Consider the following 15,837-nt stretch of genomic DNA (forward strand, 5'->3'; position numbering starts at 1 on the left):
GCGTTTCACCACTTGCCCCGCGCCCTTGTGGCCGGGGCTTTTTTTCGCCCTGTATCGAAGGCCAGTCTTTACATACGGCCACCATCTCGTAACAGACGCTTACATATACTGCGTGTTATCAGTATGCCGCAACAATAATCAAGACCACCCGCGCCTCCGCCTTCCATTCCACGCAAACAGGAAACCCTCAGCAATGAAGCATTCGATCAAGCGGCTGGCGCTCGCCACCGCCGCCGCGCTCGCCTGCCAGGCCGCGGCCGCCGCGCCGTTTCAGGCCATCCGCCATGACGCCTTCGCCCAGTCCTGTCAGGCGCTATGGGGCAAGAACGCCGCGCGCAGCCATTGGGTGAAGGACGACGGCCGGGGCGGCCTCGCCTATGCGCCGCTGAACGGCAACGGCGACCGCATCATGGACTTCTCCAGCGCCGGCTACATGGGCGGGGGCGTCGCGCTGCCGGCCGCGTCGGTGAAGGCGACGGTCAAACCCAGCGGCAATGCGGCCAGCGACCTCGCCAACATCCAGACCGCCATCGCCAAAGTGGCGGCCTTGCCTGCGGTGAACGGCGTGCGCGGCGCGGTGCTGCTGGCGCCCGGCGTCTTCCTGCTCGAATCGCCGATCCAGCTCGCCAGCGACGGCGTGGTGCTGCGCGGCAGCGGTTCCGGCGCGGGCGGCACCGTGCTGAAAGCGCAAGGCGCCGGCCACGCCATGCTGAGCCTGGGCGGCGCCAGCGCCAGCCTGACGCCGGTCGGCTCCGCCGCCGCCATCGCCGACGGCTACCTGCCGTCCGGCGGCGATACGCTGCATGTCGCCGACGCCTCCGGCTTCAAACCCGGCGACGCGGTGATGATCCGCCGCCGCGCCAGCGCCGAATGGATCCGCTTCATGGACATGGACCAGCTGGTCCGCGACGGCAAGCCGCAAACCTGGATCAACGCCGGCAACAACAACGAAATTTGGCTGCGCACGGTCACCGCGGTGAAAGGATCACAGCTGACGCTGGACATCCCGCTGTCAGACTCCTTCGACAGCGGCTACCTGGGTGGCAACGCCGGCAGCGTGCAGAAATACGCGGCAAGCGGCATCGCCGGCCAGATCGGCGTCGAGCATCTGGCGCTGGAAGGCCAGCCGCGCGGCAGCGGCACCGACTACGGCGTGGCGAATCTGGACAATCTGGCCGACGGCTGGCTCAACGACATCCAGGCCCACAACTTCACCAACGGCGTGGTGGTCGGCAAGCAAGGCCGACGGCTGACGCTGGAAAAAGTGACGCTCAGCCACGACCACAACAATGTCGACTGCAGCGGCGCCAAGGCCTTCGAATTCAGCATCGCCGGCAGCCAGGTGCTGGTGAACCGCAGCGCGTCCATCGGCAGCAAGAAGTCTTTCTACTACGCCACCCAGGCCCAGGCCGGCGGCCCCAACGTGCTGCTGAACTTCACCGGCCGCGCCGAAGCCTGCGGCAATATCGAGCCTCACCAACGCTGGGCCACCGGCCTGCTGGTGGACAACGCCGACATCAGCGGCGCCCTCGCGCTGGGCAATCGCGGCGCCGACGGCAGCGGCCACGGCTGGAGCATGGGCTGGGGCGTGGCGTGGAATTCCAAGGCGGATCAGCTGGCCATCGCCGCGCCGCCCGGCGCGACCAACTGGGCGATAGGCAGCAGCGGCGCGCTGACGCCCAATGTGCCGGACGCGCAAGGCGTGCCAGTGCCGCCCAAGCTGGGCGCGGTGGACTCGGCCAACATCCGCGTCGGTCCGGACAGCCTGTACCTGATGCAGCTGTGCCAACGGCTGGGCCCGCAGGCGGTGAAGAACATCGGCTATTGACGGACAGCTGAAACGAAAAGAGGCCCGCAGGGCCTCTTTGGCGATGCGGACGCGCCTCCGCTCAATACAATTCTTCGTTTTCCCACATCGCTCTCAGGCGTTCCGGCCAAAACAGCTTGGGCAGCTGCAACACCGCCTGGGTGGACGGGTGCGTCAGTATTGGATACCAACGCCCGGTGATGCGCTCATTCGGCGCATAACGGCGGAAAAACATCGCGGTGGAGGCCATCACGGCGCTCTCCGACCACTCCGACGGCAATTGCAGGCCCAGGCAGCGATCCATTTCATCGGTCACAAACTGCGCCAGCCTCGCCCTCGACTCATCCTCGGGTTCGGTATGCTTGAGCCGGTACAAGTCCTCCGCCAGTTTCGCCAAGGCTTGCGGCTTATCATCAAATTCGGGATCCGCGGAATGCAGCAGCAGAAGCGGAAGATCGTAGCCGCCGACCTCGAACAGCAGGCGGTTGGCCTGCACCAGCGCCGCCCAGCGCACGCTGCCGTGATTGAACAGCAGCGTCTGTTGCTTGTAGATCTCGTTCAAGCCGTCGTCAGGGCCGATGAAAGTCGGCGGATGGGTATACAGGATGCGGCCGCAGATTGCATGCCACCATCTCGGCCGCTTGGCGAAATTCCGCCGGGTTTCAGCCAACAGCTCGCCCATCGAAGTATCGACAAAAAAATCCGGCTTATTCATCCCGCGTCAGCACTTCCAGCAACTCGATCTCGAACACCAGATTGGCATTAGCGGGAATCCGGTCGCCGATCTGGCGTTCGCCATAGGCCAGATGCGCCGGCACCCACAGCTTGCGCTTGCCGCCCACCTTCATGCCCATCATCCCCTGGTCCCAGCCCTTGATCACGCGGCCGGTGCCGATCACGCACTGAAACGGCCGGCCCTTGTCGACAGAAGAGTCGAACTTGGTGCCATCCTCCAGCCATCCGGTGTAATGGCTGGTGATCAGCGCGCCGCGCACCGCCTCCTTGCCCTCGCCCACCACCAAGTCCTCGATCTTCAGCTCTTCGCTCATTGCTCTTCATCCACAAAACGCCGCGCGGGGCGAAAACCGCTATTGTACTCCGCGCGGCGGACGATGGCTCAGGCGTCCCAGGCCGGGGCGAAATCCGGGTTGGCGATGCGGCCGCCGTCCTCCAGTTTGGCGATGCGCGCCATGTCGTCCGCGTCCAGACGCAGCTTCAACGCCTCCAGGTTGGCGGCAAGATTGGCCCGCTTGGTGGACGACGGGATCACCGCGATGCCCTGCCCCAGCTGCCAGGCCAGCGCCGCCTGCGCCGCCGTCGCTCCATGCTTCTGGCCGATGGCCTGCAGCGCCGGATCGCTCACCACCCGGCCATAAGCCAGCGGCATGTAGCCGGTCAGCGCGATGCCGTTTTCGCGGCAGAAGGCGCGCACCTCCAGGTTTTGCAGATACGGGTGCACTTCCAGCTGGTGGGTGGCGATCGCGTCGGCGCCGACGACGGCGATGGCCTGCTCAAGATGCTTGATGGTGAAGTTGGACACGCCGATGTCGCGGGTCAGGCCCAGCTGTTTCGCCTCCGCCAGCTGCTCCATGTACACCGCCATCGGCACTTCGTCCTTGGGCGAGGGCCAGTGGATCAGCGTCATGTCCACCTGGTCCAGACCCAGCTTGTCCAGGCTCTCGCGCAGGCTGGGGATCAGCTTGCCGGGGCCGAACGAGTCGGTCCAGATCTTGGTGGTGACATACAGTTCGTCGCGCGGCACGCCGCCCTTGGCGATGGCGCGGCCCACGTCGGCCTCGTTGCGGTAGATCTGCGCGGTGTCGATGTGGCGGTAACCCAGCTCCAGGCCCATCGTCACCGACTCCTCGGCTTGTTGATCCTTGAGGCGGAAAGTGCCCACGCCCAGTTTCGGCATTTTCATCATGTATTTCCTTATCGAGTTGAGGCCGGGCGGCGCGCGCCCGGCGAAAGCATCAGATTCGGTCTTCGGCAAGCTTCATGCCCGCGGCATCGTCGGCATCCAGCCTACCGGACCAGGCGGTCAACAGCCAGGCCCCGAGCACGATCACGGCGCCTACCCACGGCGTGGCCATCAGGCCCAGACCGGCCACCACGTGGCCGCCCAGCCAGGCGCCGCCGGCGATGCCGACGTTGAACGCGGCGATATTGAGGCCGGAAGCCACATCCACCGCATGCGGCACCCGCGCCTTGGCCTGTTGCACCACGTAAAGCTGCAGCCCGGCCACATTGCCGAAGGCCACCGCGCCCCAGGCCAGCACGGTCAAGGCCACCAGCCATTTGGACGAGGCGGTGAAAGCCAGCGCCAACAACACCAGCGCGAGTCCGGCGAAGATGATCTTCAGCGTGGCCGCCGGGCCCTTGCGGTCGGCCAGGCGGCCGCCCCAGATATTGCCGACAGCCACCGATGCGCCGTACAGCAGCATGATCAGCGCCACCGCGCCAGGCGCGAAGCCGCTCACGTTCTCCAGCATCGGCGCGAGGAAGGTGAAGGCGGTGAATGAGCCGCCGTAGCCCAGCGCCGTCATCGCGTACACCAGCAACAGGCGCGGCTGCGCCAGCACCGCCAGCTGGCTGGACAGCGAGGCCGGCGCCGGCTGGGGCAGGTCGGACGGCACCAGGATCAGGCTGCCCGCCAGAGCCAGCGCGCCCAGCAGCGCAACCGCCAGGAAAGTCGCCTGCCAGCCGTAATGCTGGCCGATGAAGGTGCCCAGCGGCACGCCCGTCACCAGCGCCACGGTCAGGCCGGAAAACATCAGCGCGATGGCGCTGGCGCCCTTGTCCTTGGGCACCAGGCCGGCGGCCAACGTCGAGCCGATGGAGAAGAACACGCCGTGCGCCAGGCCGGTCAGCACCCGGGCGGCGATCAGCGCCTGGTAGCCCGGCGCCTGCCAGGCCACCAGGTTGCCGATGGTGAACAAGGCCATCAGGCCGGCCAGCAGCCATTTGCGCGGCAGGCGGCCAGTCAACGCGGTCAGCAGCGGCGCGCCGATGGCCACGCCCAGCGCGTACAGGCTGACCAGCAGGCCGGCCGAAGGCAGCGACACCTCAAGGCTGGCGGAAATGGTGGGAATCAGGCCGACGATGACGAACTCCGTCGTGCCGATGGCGAAGGCGCTGAGCGTCAGCGCCCACAGTGCGAGAGGCATGATGCGCTCCTGTTTCCCCATCCATTTGGAGCCGATGACTTTGTCGGCTGCGCTGCGCGGGCCAGCCGCACTGGATGCGCTGTCTGCGGACGTGCCTTCGCGCCCTCGGCTTCAACTGGAATGGGATGGGTTGGAAATGAGGATGCCGATTGTCCGCGCTTGCCGCCCCCGGAAAAATGGTCTGTACTGACAAGGTCTTTTGCGTAGAAATTGATAATGCTAAGCACGGAAAGCCTGATTACCTTCATCGCCATCATGGATTGCGGCTCGTTCACCGCCGCGGCGGACCGGTTGGGCGTCACCGCGTCCAACGTCAGCCGCAGCCTGTCGCAGCTGGAAAAGCAGCTGGGCGTGCGCCTGCTCACCCGCACCACGCGGCGGCTGGACCTGACCGAGGAAGGCGCGTGGCTGCAGGAGCGCGCCCGCGCGATACTGGAAAGCCTGAGCGACGCCGAACAACAGCTGCAGGCGGCCGCCGTCCGCCCCTCCGGCCTGGTGCGCGTCAACGCGGCGATACCGGTGCTGGACCATCTGCTGGCGCCGCATCTGGCCGGTTTCCAGGCCCGCTATCCGGACATCCGGCTGGAGCTGGCCGGCGCGGAGGCGGTGGTGGATTTGATAGAGGAACGCGCGGATCTGGCGATACGGGTCGGCCCTTTGGCCGACTCCACGCTGAACGCGCGGCTGCTGTGCGAAAGCCCATTGCGCCTCGTCGCCGCGCCGGGCTATCTGTCGCGATACGGCCGGCCGCGGACCGCGGCGGATTTGCCGGCGCACCGGTTGCTGGGTTTCACCAGCCCGGCCACGCTGAACCTGTGGCCATTAGGCGCCAACGGCCTGAAAGTGGCGCCGTCGCCGGCCGCCTCCAGCGGCGCCACGCTGCGCGCGCTGGCGTTGCAAGGCTGCGGCATCGCCTGTCTGGCGGACTTCCTGGTGGGGCCCGACATCGCCGCCGGGCGGCTGGCGGAAATCCGCCTGCCGGAGCGGCAGGACTGGAAACAGCCGATCTGGGCGGTGTACTACAAGCAGGGCCGGCCGCAACCGCGCGTCGCCTGCCTGGTGGACCATCTGGCGGCGGCGCTGGCCGATTGAACTGCATCGGACTATTCCCGTCAGACTGAAAACGCTACATTGACGGTAACGCCCGGAGGATACGCTACCGGTATGAGACTGTTGATCCCGCTTATCGCCTGCTGCCTGAGCGCCGCCGCGCCCGCCGCGGAGTCGCTGGCCATCGGCATCGGCGACCAGGCTTTCCCGCCCTACAAGCTGGGCGACGACAAGCTGGACCCGCGCAAGCCCGGACTGTCGGTGGAACTGGTCCAGGCCGCCGCCCGCAGCTGCAAGCTGCGCGCCGACATCCGCCTGCTGCCCGGCGCGAGGCTGCTGAAAGAACTGGAGACCGGTTCGGTGGACGCGGTGATGATGCTCTCCTACACCCCGGATCGCGCCGCCTATGCCGTCTATCCCATGCTCGCGGGCAAGCCGGACGAAGCCCGCCGCCTGGCCACGCTCAGCTACGTTCTCTACGTGCGCGCCGACAGCGACGTGCGCTGGGACGGCCGCAGGCTGCTCAATCTGCGGCGCAGCGTCGGCACCAATGCCGGTTGGTCGATCAATAAAGACCTGCAAAAAATGGACATCCCCGCCGAAACCGCCAACAGCGTCGAACAGAACTTCGAAAAACTGGCCAACAAGCGCATCGACGCCTACGCGGTGCATGAAACACTGGGCGACGACTTTCTGGAACACAATACGGCGCTGAAAATCCGCAAGCTAGCGCCCCCCATCAGCTCCAAACCTTATTTCCTGCCGGTTTCGCGCCGCTACGCCGCCAGCCATCCCAAACAGGTGGATTGCCTGTGGAGCGCCATCGCCGCCCAGCGCGACGCGCTGACGCGCAAGCGCATCCACTTCTATCAAGAAGGCGGAAACTGAACCTCCCGCCGCCTGGGATATCAGACAAGATAGAACAATTGCATTAGCATAAAAAAGGCGACCGACACCGCCCCGGCCGCTCCCCATCCTCATTCACCGGAGAAGCCTCCATGCAATTGAACGGAAAAGTCGCGCTGATCACCGGCGCCGCCAGCGGCATCGGCAAGGAAATCGCCCTGGTCTACGCCCGCGCCGGCGCGGCGGTAGCCATCGCCGACATCAATCTCGACGCCGCGCGCAAGACCGCCGGCGAAATCGTCTCCGCCGGCGGCAAGGCGATAGGCGTGGCGATGGACGTCACCAACGAAGAGGCGGTGGACCAAGGCACCCAGCAAGTGGTCGACGCTTTCGGCCAGCTGGACATCCTGGTGTCCAATGCCGGCATCCAGATCGTCAATCCCATCGTCAACTACAGCTTCGCCGACTGGAAGAAAATGCAGGCCATCCACGTGGACGGCGCCTTCCTCACCACCCGCGCCGCGCTGCGGCACATGTATCAGGACAAGCGCGGCGGCGTGGTGATCTACATGGGATCGGTGCACTCGCACGAGGCCTCGCCGCTGAAATCGGCCTATGTCGCCGCCAAACACGCGCTCTTGGGCCTGGCCCGGGTGCTGGCCAAGGAAGGCGCGTCCTACAATGTGCGCTCGCACGTGATCTGCCCCGGCTTCGTGCGCACCCCGCTGGTGGACAAGCAGATTCCGGAGCAGGCGAAGGAGCTGGGCATCAGCGAGGAGGAGGTGGTCAAGAAGGTGATGCTGGGCCATACCGTGGACGGCGTGTTCACCACCGTGGACGACGTGGCGCAGACCGCGCTGTTCCTCGCCGCCTTCCCCAACGCCGCGCTGACCGGCCAATCCTTCATCGTCAGCCACGGCTGGCACATGCAATAAGGAGGCCGGCATGGCCAGGAACACGCGCGAGCCGGCCTGTCATGTCGAGACCGGCGTCCATCCCAGCCCGGCGCTGCCAGCCGGCCACCGCTACCAGGTGGTGGCGCTGGTGCTGCAGGGCGGCGGCGCGCTGGGCGCCTATCAGGCCGGCGTTTACCAGGGGCTGGCCGAGGCCGGGCTGCACCCCAATTGGGTGGCCGGCATCTCGATCGGCGCGCTGAACGCCGCCATCATCGCCGGCAACCCGCCGGACAAGCGCACAGAACGGCTGGAGCAATTCTGGACCACCATCAGCCGCCAGCCGCTGCTGCCGCCGACGCCGCACAATCTGCTGGACGACGCCCAGGCGCTGCCGCCGCCGCTGCAGGGCTGGTTAGGCGGACTGGAGGCCTGGCGGGCGCTGATCGAGGGGCAGAACGGCTTCTTCCAGCCGCGTCCGCCCTGGCCGCCGCATGACGGCGGCACCGCCAGCTTCTACGACACCTCGCCGCTGAAAAGCACGCTGGAGCGGCTGGCGGATTTCGACCGCCTCAACGACAGCGGCGAGATGCGGGTATCGGTGGGCGCGGTCAATGTGGAAAGCGGCAACTTCGTCTATTTCGACAACGCCCGCCAGCGGCTGCGGCCGGAACACTTCATGGCCTCCGGCGCGCTGCCGCCCGGCTTTCCTGCGGTGGAAATAGACGGCGAGCATTACTGGGACGGCGGCATGGTGTCCAACACCCCGCTGCAGCCGGTGCTGAGCGAGCGGCCGCGCCAGCATTCGCTGGTGTTCCAGGTGGACCTGTGGAACGCGCGCGGCGAGTTGCCGGCCGACCTGTCACGCGTAGCCTTGCGGCAGAAGGACATCCAGTACTCCAGCCGCACGCGGGCCATCACCGACCACATGCGGGAGACCCAGCAATACCGGCAGTTGCTGCGCGAGGTGATGGAACTGGTGCCGGAAGCCGCTCGCGGCCATCCGGCCTACCGCCGCGCCGCCGCCCAGGCCTGCGACCGGCTGTTCAACGTGATCCACCTGATCTACCAGGACAAGCCCTGCGAGGGCCACTACAAGGACTACCAGTTCGGCGCCCGCGCCATGCGCGAACACTGGGCCGCCGGCCTGGCCGACATCCGCGCCACGCTCGCCCGCCCAAGCTGGCTGGACATGCCCACGCCGGAACAGCCCTTCGTCAGCCACGACGTGCACAAGCGCTCCGGCTGAGCGCGCCGGCGGCTCAATCGCCAGGGCCATCCTCAAGGCCGCATGCCGCCAGCCGTTCATCGCATGCCGCCTTGACGCAGCCGCGCAGCCACTGATGGGCGGGGTCGGCGTCTTGGCGCGGATGCCAGATCATGGAAATCGAAAGGCCGGGCACCTCGACCGGCAAGGCAAAGCTGCGCAAGCCGTCTCGCAGGCTGCCGGTATGGCGCTCCGGCACCGAAGCCACCAGATCGGTGGCGCGCGCCAGCGCCAGCGCCGCGGTGAAGCCGCCCACCAGAGTGGCGGCGTTGCGCCGCAGCCCCAACGCCTTCAGCGCCTCGTCTATCGGCCCGCGCTCCTGCCCCCGCCGCGACATGCACACATGCCGGGCCGCGGCGTAGCGCTCGGCGCTGATTTCGCCGTCCAGCAGCGGATGCCCCTCCCTCGCCACGCCGATGAAGCGGTCGCGGAACAGCAGCCTCACCCTCAATTCCGGCCCGGCGGCCGCGCCGACTACGCCGGTGTCCAGGTCCACGCTGCCGTCGCGCAGCGGCGCATTGTCCTTGTCCGCTTTCAGGGCAAAGCGGAAACGCGCTCCCGGCGCCTCCCGCGCAGCCCGCTCAATCAGCCCGGGGCCGAAGTTTTCCACAAAGCCGTCGCTGGTCCGCAGGGTGAAGGTGCGCTGCAACGACCTCAGGTCCAATTGCCTGGCGGGCCGCAGCGCCGCCTCCGCCTCGCTCAGCAACGGGCCGATGCGTTCGCGCAGCGCCAGCGCCCTCGGCGTCGGCGCCAACCCGCGTCCGGCGCGGACCAGCAGCGGATCGCCCATCGCCGCGCGCAGCCGCGCCAACGCGCGGCTCATCGCCGACGGGCTCAAACCTAGCCGGCGCGCGGCGCCGGCCACGCTGCCTTCGGCCAGCAGCGCGTTCAGGGTGATCAGCAGGTTCAGATCGGGTGTGCTCATCCGTCCACCATAGCACGGCCAGGCATGGCGTCGCATGCAGCTATCGAGTGCATGCCATGCGTCTTCCGCCATCCCTCGCGCCGGCCTAGGCTGCGGACATGGACAAGGCGCGGATGGCAAACCTCCGCCGCGCCATCGCAAACCTCATGGAGCATCCGATTGAACGCCACCCATACCCGCCGGCGCGGCGCGCTGGCCTGCCTGTCGCTGTGCGTGCTGCTGTCCTCGTTGGGCACCAGCATCGCCAATGTCGCCCTGCCCGAGCTGGCGCGGGCGTTCCACGCATCCTTCCAACACGTGCAATGGGTGGTGCTGGCCTATCTGCTGGCCGTCACCGCGCTGGTGGTCGGCGTCGGCCGGCTGGGCGACCTGATCGGCAAGCGCCGCCTGCTGCTGGCCGGCTGCCTGCTGTTCAGTCTGGCTTCGCTGGCCGCCGGCCTGGCCTCCTTCCGCTGGCTATTGGCCGCCCGCGCGCTGCAAGGCCTGGGCGCGGCGGCGATGCTGGCGCTGGCCATGGCCTTCGTCGCCGAAGTGGCGCCCAAGGCGCAAACCGGCCGCGCGATGGGCTGGCTGGGCAGCATGTCCGCCGTCGGCACCGCGCTCGGCCCCTCCGTGGGCGGCCTGTTGATCTCGGCCGGCGGCTGGCCGGCCGTCTTCCTCGCCCTCGCCCCGCCGGGCGCGGCCGCCTTCCTGCTGGCGCGGCGCAGCCTGCCGCCGGACGCGTCCGCGCCGCGGGCCGCTCGCTTCGACTACGCCGGCGCGTTGTGGCTGGCGCTGGCGCTGTCCGCTTACGCGCTGGCGATGACGCTGGGGCGGGGCCGTTTCGGTCTGCTCAATCTGGCGCTGCTGCTGGCTGCCGCCATCGCAGCCGCCGCCTTCATCCGGGCGGAGGCCCGCTCTGCGCAGCCGCTGCTGCGGCTGGCCATGCTGCGCGACCCGGCGCTGGCCGGCTCCCTGGCCGCTGGCGCGCTGGTGGCGGCGGTGATGATGGGCACGCTGGTCGTCGGCCCCTTTCACTTGTCTCGCGCGCTGGGCCTGGGCATGGCGGGCGTAGGCCTGGCCATGTCGGCCGGCCCGGCCGTGTCCGCGCTGTCCGGCATGCCGGCCGGCCTGCTGACCGACCGTTTCGGCGCCGAGCGCGTCAGCCTGCTGGGGCTGTGCGCCATGCTGGCCGGCTCCGTCCTGCTCGCCGCGCTGCCGGCCGGCGGCGGCCTCGCCGGCTATCTCGCCCCCCTGCTGACGCTGACCGTGGGCTACGCCGTGTTCCAGGCTGCCAACAACACGCTGGTGATGGCCGGCGTGCCCGCCGACAAGCGCGGCCTGGTTTCCGGCCTGCTCAATCTGGCGCGCAACCTGGGTCTGGTCACCGGCGCGGCGGCGCTGGGCGCGGTCTTCGCCGCCGCGGCGGGAACGTCTGTCGCCGACGCGCCGCCGACCGCCATCGGCCAAGCCACCCGCGCAGCCTTCGCGGCGGCTACCTTGCTGCTGCTGGCCGCCATCGCCGCGCTGCGGCGCGGCAGACGGACGATGCCTGCCGAAGAAAGCGCCGGCTGACCCATCCGGCTCATTCGTCCGGATGCGACACCGCGCCTCGCGTCGAAGTCTGGCTCGCGGAACACCGTAGAATCGCCTAAGCGCTTGGGAACTTTGTCGAAACGCATTGGCACATCCTCATTCATCTCCGTGCGAATCCTCTCGTCGGCCGCCCCCCGTTCAGCGGCCTGATCAACGGCTACGCCAGCAAGGTCAGAATCAGGTACGGAAAGGCCTGGTCGCCTATGATCTTGGCCACACCCAGCTTCCCCGGCCCAGCCGCCACCCACAACATCCGGCCCCGGCCGCTGGATGGGCTGCCGCGTGCCGGGATGCTTAGCGGAGATGCAAGCCGAACCAATCCAGCGCGGCCCCCATCGCCCGCTCCGCATGCGTCGTGTACGGGTCGAAATGGCCGCCCGGCAGCAGGCACAGCCGCTTGGGCTCCCGCGCGCGCGCGTAAGCTTCCAGCGCCAGGTCCGTCGGCGTCACGGTGTCCTGTTCCGCGACCACCATCAACAAAGGCGTGGGGCCGACCCGCGCTATCCAGGCGCCGGGCTCGTATTCGCCAGCCATCTCGCTGGAGCGCAGCGTCACCCGATTATCCCAATCCTCGGCCAAGGACCGGGCGGCGCCATAGAAAGCTTCCGCTTCCGCGCTGGGATAAATGCCGGCCTCGCCATCCTGCTGGATCACGCAGCGATAGCGCGGGGGCTCGCCCCTATGCCGCGCCGCGCGGTCTTCCTCGAAAGCGGCGCGCACTTCTTGAATCCGCGGACCCGAACGGCGGAGCAATATCTCGTGGCCGCTGATGGTGGGCACCTGGGACACCACGCAGCGCACGCGGCGGTCCAGCGCGCCCACCATGATGGCATGCCCGCCGCTGAAACTGGTGCCCCACACGCCGATGCGGGAGGCATCTATCTGCGGCAGGGCCGCCGCCCAGGTCATCACCTCGCGCATGTCGTCAACTTGCTCGCGCGGGTCGATCTCGCCGCGCGGCCCGCCGCCGCTGCGGCCGAAATTCCGATGATCGTAAAGCGCGACGGCGAAGCCTGCGCCGGCGAAACGCTCGGCGAACTTGTCGATATGCAGTTCCTTGACCGCGGCGAAGCCGTGGCTCATCACGATCAGCGGCGCGCCCCGTCCAGACAGATGTCCGCCCGTCGGCAAATACAGCCAGCCGTCGAGTTCGACCCCGTTCGCCGGGATGCGGCGCGATTCACGCGTATATCCTGCCATGCGGCCTCCAAAGCACATGCGTTGCAAAGGCCTCTAGCGTAGATCGCATGGCCTGCCGGCGCTTGCTCCCGGCGGCCAGACACTTGCTCGAATCAGCCAAGCGGCTTGTGAAACGCGCCGGGAGGGCGTCCGGTCAAGCGCCGGAACGCGGCGGTGAAGGCGCTGATGGAGAGATAGCCCAGATCCGCGGAGACGCGCGCTACCGCCTCTCCCTGCTCCAGCCGCGGAATGGCGGCGAAGATTCTGGCCTGCTGGCGCCACTTCGAAAAGCTCATGCCGAATTCGGCCAGAAACAGCCGGGACAGCGTCCGCGGCGATGCCCCCGCCCATTGGCCCCAGGCTGCCAGCGTGCGGTCGTCGCCCGGGTCTCGCAGCAAGCGCTGGCAGACCTTGCGCAGGCGGCCATCGCGGGGCGCCCTCCATTGCGGCGGCTGCGCCTGGGCCAGCCGGATTTCATCCAGCAACAGCTGCAGCAAATGGGCGTCGCGGCTGCAAGCCGCATCCCGCTCCACCGCGGGAGCATGCAGGATCAGTTCGCGCAGCAACGGCGAAACCGCCAGGCTGACCGGTCGCTCGGGCAGCCCCGGCGAGCAGGCCTGCGCAGCCAGATACACAGTCCGCAGCTCCACCGCGCCCCGCGCCAGCAGCCGATGCGGCATGCCTGCGGGCACCCACAACGCCTGCTGCGGCGAAATGGTCCAGAAACCGGCCTCGCAGCGCAGCTCCATCACCCCGCTGGCCGCGTACACCAGCTGCGCGCCCTCATGCCAGTGCGCCGGGGTTTCGTAATGGTCTGGATAATGGCGGGAGACGGGCTGAAGGGCGATATCCCCGCTAGGGAAGACCGGAAGATGAATGGGAAGCAGCATGGCGGAATAGAAGTGAATGGCGGCTATTGGCCCGATCATCTCAAACTGACGGACAGGCTTCAATCCAATACATCCACGCAACCGCGCGCTGAGCTGCTGTCGGATGACCCGTTCAAATCAAATCATGGGTTTCCCATAATTTTCTATAAAGCAGCCCCAAGCATGAGCGGCCTCTGCTAGCGATTGATCAACGACACAACTCCCCGCGTCTCCCAAACACAAATCTCCCCGCACAAGGAGGATGCCCAAGGAGGGCTGGCGACTGGTTCTCGGCCATAGCGGCCACATGGGTTGGAGACATTAATCGGCTGCTTTGTGGAATACACCAGTCGCAGGAAAGTGCCTACGAGAGCGGGGGCAATTCAGCCGATGGTTTGCCGTAAAGGCAATCCAAACAGGTTCTTGATGGTGAGACAGAACTGGCTAGCCACATCGCTATAGGTCTGTGTCCGTCCGCGCGCCCCCCGTGGCGTCGCCCGCCACGACATGCTCGTGTCCAGCCAGGCGGACAGAGAGCCGCGTTGGATCAGGGCTTGGTTGTAGGCTTTCCCGTTGGCCGTTCGGTAACGTTTCGGAGCGAGCTTGGTCATGCCGCTATCTTACCAAGCTGCGACGGGGGAGGATTTGTGCAACAGCGCCCACCGGGACCGCCATGTTTTTTTACGGATGGCCGCCGAGACGGCGGCCTCCTCCTCTCAGGGCGGCCGGCCTCCCCGGCCGCCCGGCTTCAATGGTGAAAACCGTCAGGCTGGAGACCGAGCATCCTCCCGTTCTTCCTCCCGCCCGAACACGAGGGACCCGGACTCCCGCGGGCGCTTTGGCAGGGGAATGGCCTTGACTCGGAAATTATCGGGCACCGCCGACGCCATGAACACTTCCTCTACCGCCTCCCCATCGACGATTTCCAGCTTGAAATGCTTCACCAGCATAGCGATAGCGAGTTTCAGCTCGATATTGGACAATGGCGCGCCGGGGCACACCCTTGGCCCGTAGCCGAACGGAAACTGCGTCTGGCGCGCGTCCTTCAGACTGGCCAGCGATCCGTCCTCGTTCAACCAGCGCCGCGGATCGAACACCATGTCACGCGCCGTATCCATGATTCCGTTCACTCGGGTCAGCGCGAAGACGCGGGTTCCCCTGTCGACATGCAACTCTCCCACCTCGGTGTCCTCCAGCGCCTCCAGCACCAGAGCAGGCACCGTCGAGCGGATGCGGAACGTTTCCTCGATCACCGCCTCCGTCAGCGGCAGGCTCTCAATCGCATCGTAATCGACGGTTTCCAGGTCGAAATCGCACAGTTCTTCGCGCAAGCGCTGTTGCAGCACCTCATCCTGGCTCAGATAAAAACAGATCCAGCTCAGCATCGCCGCCGTGCTGCCCTCGCTGCCCAAAACCAGAATCATCATGTTGGCGAACAATTCGTCGTCGGTCAGCGTGGCGTCGTCCCCTTCGGACGCGGCCAGCATCGTATGCAGGATGCAGTGCTCCCCCAAATCTTCGCCTCGCTTCATCCTGGCCCTGACATCGTGCGCGATGCCGGTGACCATGTCCCTGAGCTCCTGGATCGACCCGTCGAACCTCCGGTCGACCGGCATCTTCACCAGCCGCCAATACGGCACCAGGCTGCGCAGGCGCTTATTCATGGTATGAACGACGTTGTGGAAGGTATGCAGGACATGGTTGTCGTCGTCGGCGAGGTTGTTCAGGTCGACGCCGAACACCAGCAAGCAACCGACATCGACCGTGAAACGCCGGAAATCATGGCGGATTTCCAGCGGTTCGCCATTCGACTTTTGCAGACGGTCGCGCAACTGCAATGCCTTGCGGGCGATCTGTGGAACGAATGGAACAAGAGTGTGCTTCGTGAATGCCGGCTGCATCATCCGCCGTTGACGGCGCCACGCCTCGCCTTCTTTGGTGAACACGCTGCTGAATCCGACCTCGTCGAATATCTTCGACATCTCACGCATCCGGCGAAATTGCGTCGGTCTCTCCTTCAGTACGCACCTCACATCCTCGGGCCGGCTGAGCACAATGAATTTCAAGGGGCCCAGCTGAAACCGGAAGGGTTCCTGCCTGTACTCCCGCGCCCACTTTTCAAGCGTCAGGTGAAGTCCCTTTTTATCGAGCTGATGTGCGTTGCCCAGAAAGGGCAAGCTGGGTGGCGCAGGCAAATCATTGAAGCGTTTCATGTTATTCCTTTGCATCTGGTCCAGCAAAACAATTGCTTTTGTTTCA

The 15,837-nt window shown here is 66.7% G+C and carries 14 protein-coding genes and 1 pseudogene; 6 read left to right on the forward strand and 9 right to left on the reverse strand.

Annotated elements, in window-relative coordinates; genetic code table 11:
• Nucleotides 1-193 precede the first annotated feature (193 nt).
• Complete coding sequence (locus tag DK842_RS05790) at nucleotides 194-1,828, forward strand: hypothetical protein (protein ID WP_114060608.1); 1,635 nt, start codon at nucleotides 194-196, stop codon at nucleotides 1,826-1,828.
• Between the two features lie 61 nt (nucleotides 1,829-1,889).
• On the opposite strand, the gene DK842_RS05795 is transcribed toward DK842_RS05790, so the two are convergent.
• From DK842_RS05795 to DK842_RS05810, 4 genes are all read right to left on the reverse strand, one after another.
• Nucleotides 1,890-2,522, reverse strand: coding sequence for a hypothetical protein (locus DK842_RS05795; protein WP_145963977.1), 633 nt, complete (start codon nucleotides 2,520-2,522; stop codon nucleotides 1,890-1,892).
• Nucleotides 2,515-2,856, reverse strand: a complete 342-nt coding sequence (locus DK842_RS05800; RefSeq protein ID WP_114060613.1) for an FKBP-type peptidyl-prolyl cis-trans isomerase — start codon at nucleotides 2,854-2,856, stop codon at nucleotides 2,515-2,517. The genes DK842_RS05795 and DK842_RS05800 overlap by 8 nt, the downstream gene beginning before the upstream one ends.
• Before the next feature lie 68 nt (nucleotides 2,857-2,924).
• The gene (gene dkgB, locus DK842_RS05805) at nucleotides 2,925-3,728 is read right to left on the reverse strand and encodes a 2,5-didehydrogluconate reductase DkgB (protein ID WP_114060616.1); all 804 of its coding nucleotides are present in this window, start codon (nucleotides 3,726-3,728) and stop codon (nucleotides 2,925-2,927) included.
• A gap of 52 nt (nucleotides 3,729-3,780) precedes the next feature.
• Nucleotides 3,781-4,974 carry an MFS transporter gene (locus DK842_RS05810; protein ID WP_114060618.1) on the reverse strand — a complete coding sequence of 398 codons (1,194 nt, stop codon included), beginning with the start codon at nucleotides 4,972-4,974 and terminating at the stop codon, nucleotides 3,781-3,783.
• Nucleotides 4,975-5,190: 216 nt separating this feature from the next.
• Here DK842_RS05810 and DK842_RS05815 point away from each other — a divergent pair, with 216 nt between their 5' ends.
• The 4 genes from DK842_RS05815 (at nucleotide 5,191) to DK842_RS05830 (ending at nucleotide 9,012) form a co-directional block, all read left to right on the forward strand.
• Nucleotides 5,191-6,066, forward strand: a complete 876-nt coding sequence (locus DK842_RS05815; protein ID WP_114060619.1) for a LysR substrate-binding domain-containing protein — start codon at nucleotides 5,191-5,193, stop codon at nucleotides 6,064-6,066.
• 72 nt (nucleotides 6,067-6,138) lie between these two features.
• The gene (locus DK842_RS05820) at nucleotides 6,139-6,912 is read left to right on the forward strand and encodes a substrate-binding periplasmic protein (RefSeq protein WP_114060620.1); all 774 of its coding nucleotides are present in this window, start codon (nucleotides 6,139-6,141) and stop codon (nucleotides 6,910-6,912) included.
• A 110-nt stretch (nucleotides 6,913-7,022) separates the two neighbouring features.
• Nucleotides 7,023-7,805, forward strand: coding sequence for a 3-hydroxybutyrate dehydrogenase (locus DK842_RS05825; protein ID WP_114060621.1), 783 nt, complete (start codon nucleotides 7,023-7,025; stop codon nucleotides 7,803-7,805).
• A 10-nt stretch (nucleotides 7,806-7,815) separates the two neighbouring features.
• Nucleotides 7,816-9,012, forward strand: a complete 1,197-nt coding sequence (locus DK842_RS05830) for a patatin-like phospholipase family protein (protein WP_114060622.1) — start codon at nucleotides 7,816-7,818, stop codon at nucleotides 9,010-9,012.
• A gap of 13 nt (nucleotides 9,013-9,025) precedes the next feature.
• Here DK842_RS05830 and DK842_RS05835 read toward each other — a convergent pair whose 3' ends face one another.
• Nucleotides 9,026-9,955, reverse strand: a complete 930-nt coding sequence (locus DK842_RS05835; RefSeq protein WP_114060623.1) for a LysR family transcriptional regulator — start codon at nucleotides 9,953-9,955, stop codon at nucleotides 9,026-9,028.
• Nucleotides 9,956-10,114: 159 nt separating this feature from the next.
• On the opposite strand from DK842_RS05835, the gene DK842_RS05840 reads away from it, so the two are divergent.
• Nucleotides 10,115-11,509 carry an MFS transporter gene (locus tag DK842_RS05840; RefSeq protein ID WP_232538605.1) on the forward strand — a complete coding sequence of 465 codons (1,395 nt, stop codon included), beginning with the start codon at nucleotides 10,115-10,117 and terminating at the stop codon, nucleotides 11,507-11,509.
• A gap of 315 nt (nucleotides 11,510-11,824) precedes the next feature.
• On the opposite strand, the gene DK842_RS05845 is transcribed toward DK842_RS05840, so the two are convergent.
• The 4 genes and pseudogenes from DK842_RS05845 to DK842_RS05860 all read right to left on the reverse strand — a co-directional run bounded on the left by DK842_RS05845 (nucleotide 11,825) and on the right by DK842_RS05860 (nucleotide 15,791).
• Nucleotides 11,825-12,730: an alpha/beta hydrolase gene (locus tag DK842_RS05845; RefSeq protein WP_114060625.1), complete on the reverse strand. Its 906-nt coding sequence runs from the start codon at nucleotides 12,728-12,730 to the stop codon at nucleotides 11,825-11,827.
• A 92-nt stretch (nucleotides 12,731-12,822) separates the two neighbouring features.
• On the reverse strand, nucleotides 12,823-13,638 hold the full coding sequence (locus DK842_RS05850; protein WP_198414642.1) for an AraC family transcriptional regulator: 816 nt from the start codon (nucleotides 13,636-13,638) through the stop codon (nucleotides 12,823-12,825).
• 326 nt (nucleotides 13,639-13,964) lie between these two features.
• Nucleotides 13,965-14,189: pseudogene (locus DK842_RS05855) on the reverse strand (transposase); the annotation flags it as partial.
• Nucleotides 14,190-14,342: 153 nt separating this feature from the next.
• On the reverse strand, nucleotides 14,343-15,791 hold the full coding sequence (locus DK842_RS05860) for a cytochrome P450 (protein ID WP_168194821.1): 1,449 nt from the start codon (nucleotides 15,789-15,791) through the stop codon (nucleotides 14,343-14,345).
• Nucleotides 15,792-15,837: the final 46 nt, after the last annotated feature.

Origin of the sequence: Chromobacterium phragmitis (assembly GCF_003325475.1) — a bacterium.
In the GTDB taxonomy this organism is placed as follows: domain Bacteria; phylum Pseudomonadota; class Gammaproteobacteria; order Burkholderiales; family Chromobacteriaceae; genus Chromobacterium; species Chromobacterium phragmitis.

Coding starts and splice junctions, on each gene's coding strand:
- DK842_RS05815 (WP_114060619.1), top strand. CDS start 5,191: ATGCTAAGCACGGAAAGCCTGATTACCTTCATCGCCATCATGGATTGC.
- DK842_RS05830 (WP_114060622.1), top strand. CDS start 7,816: ATGGCCAGGAACACGCGCGAGCCGGCCTGTCATGTCGAGACCGGCGTC.
- DK842_RS05825 (WP_114060621.1), top strand. CDS start 7,023: ATGCAATTGAACGGAAAAGTCGCGCTGATCACCGGCGCCGCCAGCGGC.
- DK842_RS05820 (WP_114060620.1), top strand. CDS start 6,139: ATGAGACTGTTGATCCCGCTTATCGCCTGCTGCCTGAGCGCCGCCGCG.
- DK842_RS05800 (WP_114060613.1), bottom strand. CDS start 2,856: ATGAGCGAAGAGCTGAAGATCGAGGACTTGGTGGTGGGCGAGGGCAAG.
- DK842_RS05795 (WP_145963977.1), bottom strand. CDS start 2,522: ATGAATAAGCCGGATTTTTTTGTCGATACTTCGATGGGCGAGCTGTTG.
- DK842_RS05810 (WP_114060618.1), bottom strand. CDS start 4,974: ATGCCTCTCGCACTGTGGGCGCTGACGCTCAGCGCCTTCGCCATCGGC.
- dkgB (WP_114060616.1), bottom strand. CDS start 3,728: ATGAAAATGCCGAAACTGGGCGTGGGCACTTTCCGCCTCAAGGATCAA.
- DK842_RS05850 (WP_198414642.1), bottom strand. CDS start 13,638: ATGATCGGGCCAATAGCCGCCATTCACTTCTATTCCGCCATGCTGCTT.
- DK842_RS05790 (WP_114060608.1), top strand. CDS start 194: ATGAAGCATTCGATCAAGCGGCTGGCGCTCGCCACCGCCGCCGCGCTC.
- DK842_RS05845 (WP_114060625.1), bottom strand. CDS start 12,730: ATGGCAGGATATACGCGTGAATCGCGCCGCATCCCGGCGAACGGGGTC.
- DK842_RS05860 (WP_168194821.1), bottom strand. CDS start 15,791: ATGAAACGCTTCAATGATTTGCCTGCGCCACCCAGCTTGCCCTTTCTG.
- DK842_RS05835 (WP_114060623.1), bottom strand. CDS start 9,955: ATGAGCACACCCGATCTGAACCTGCTGATCACCCTGAACGCGCTGCTG.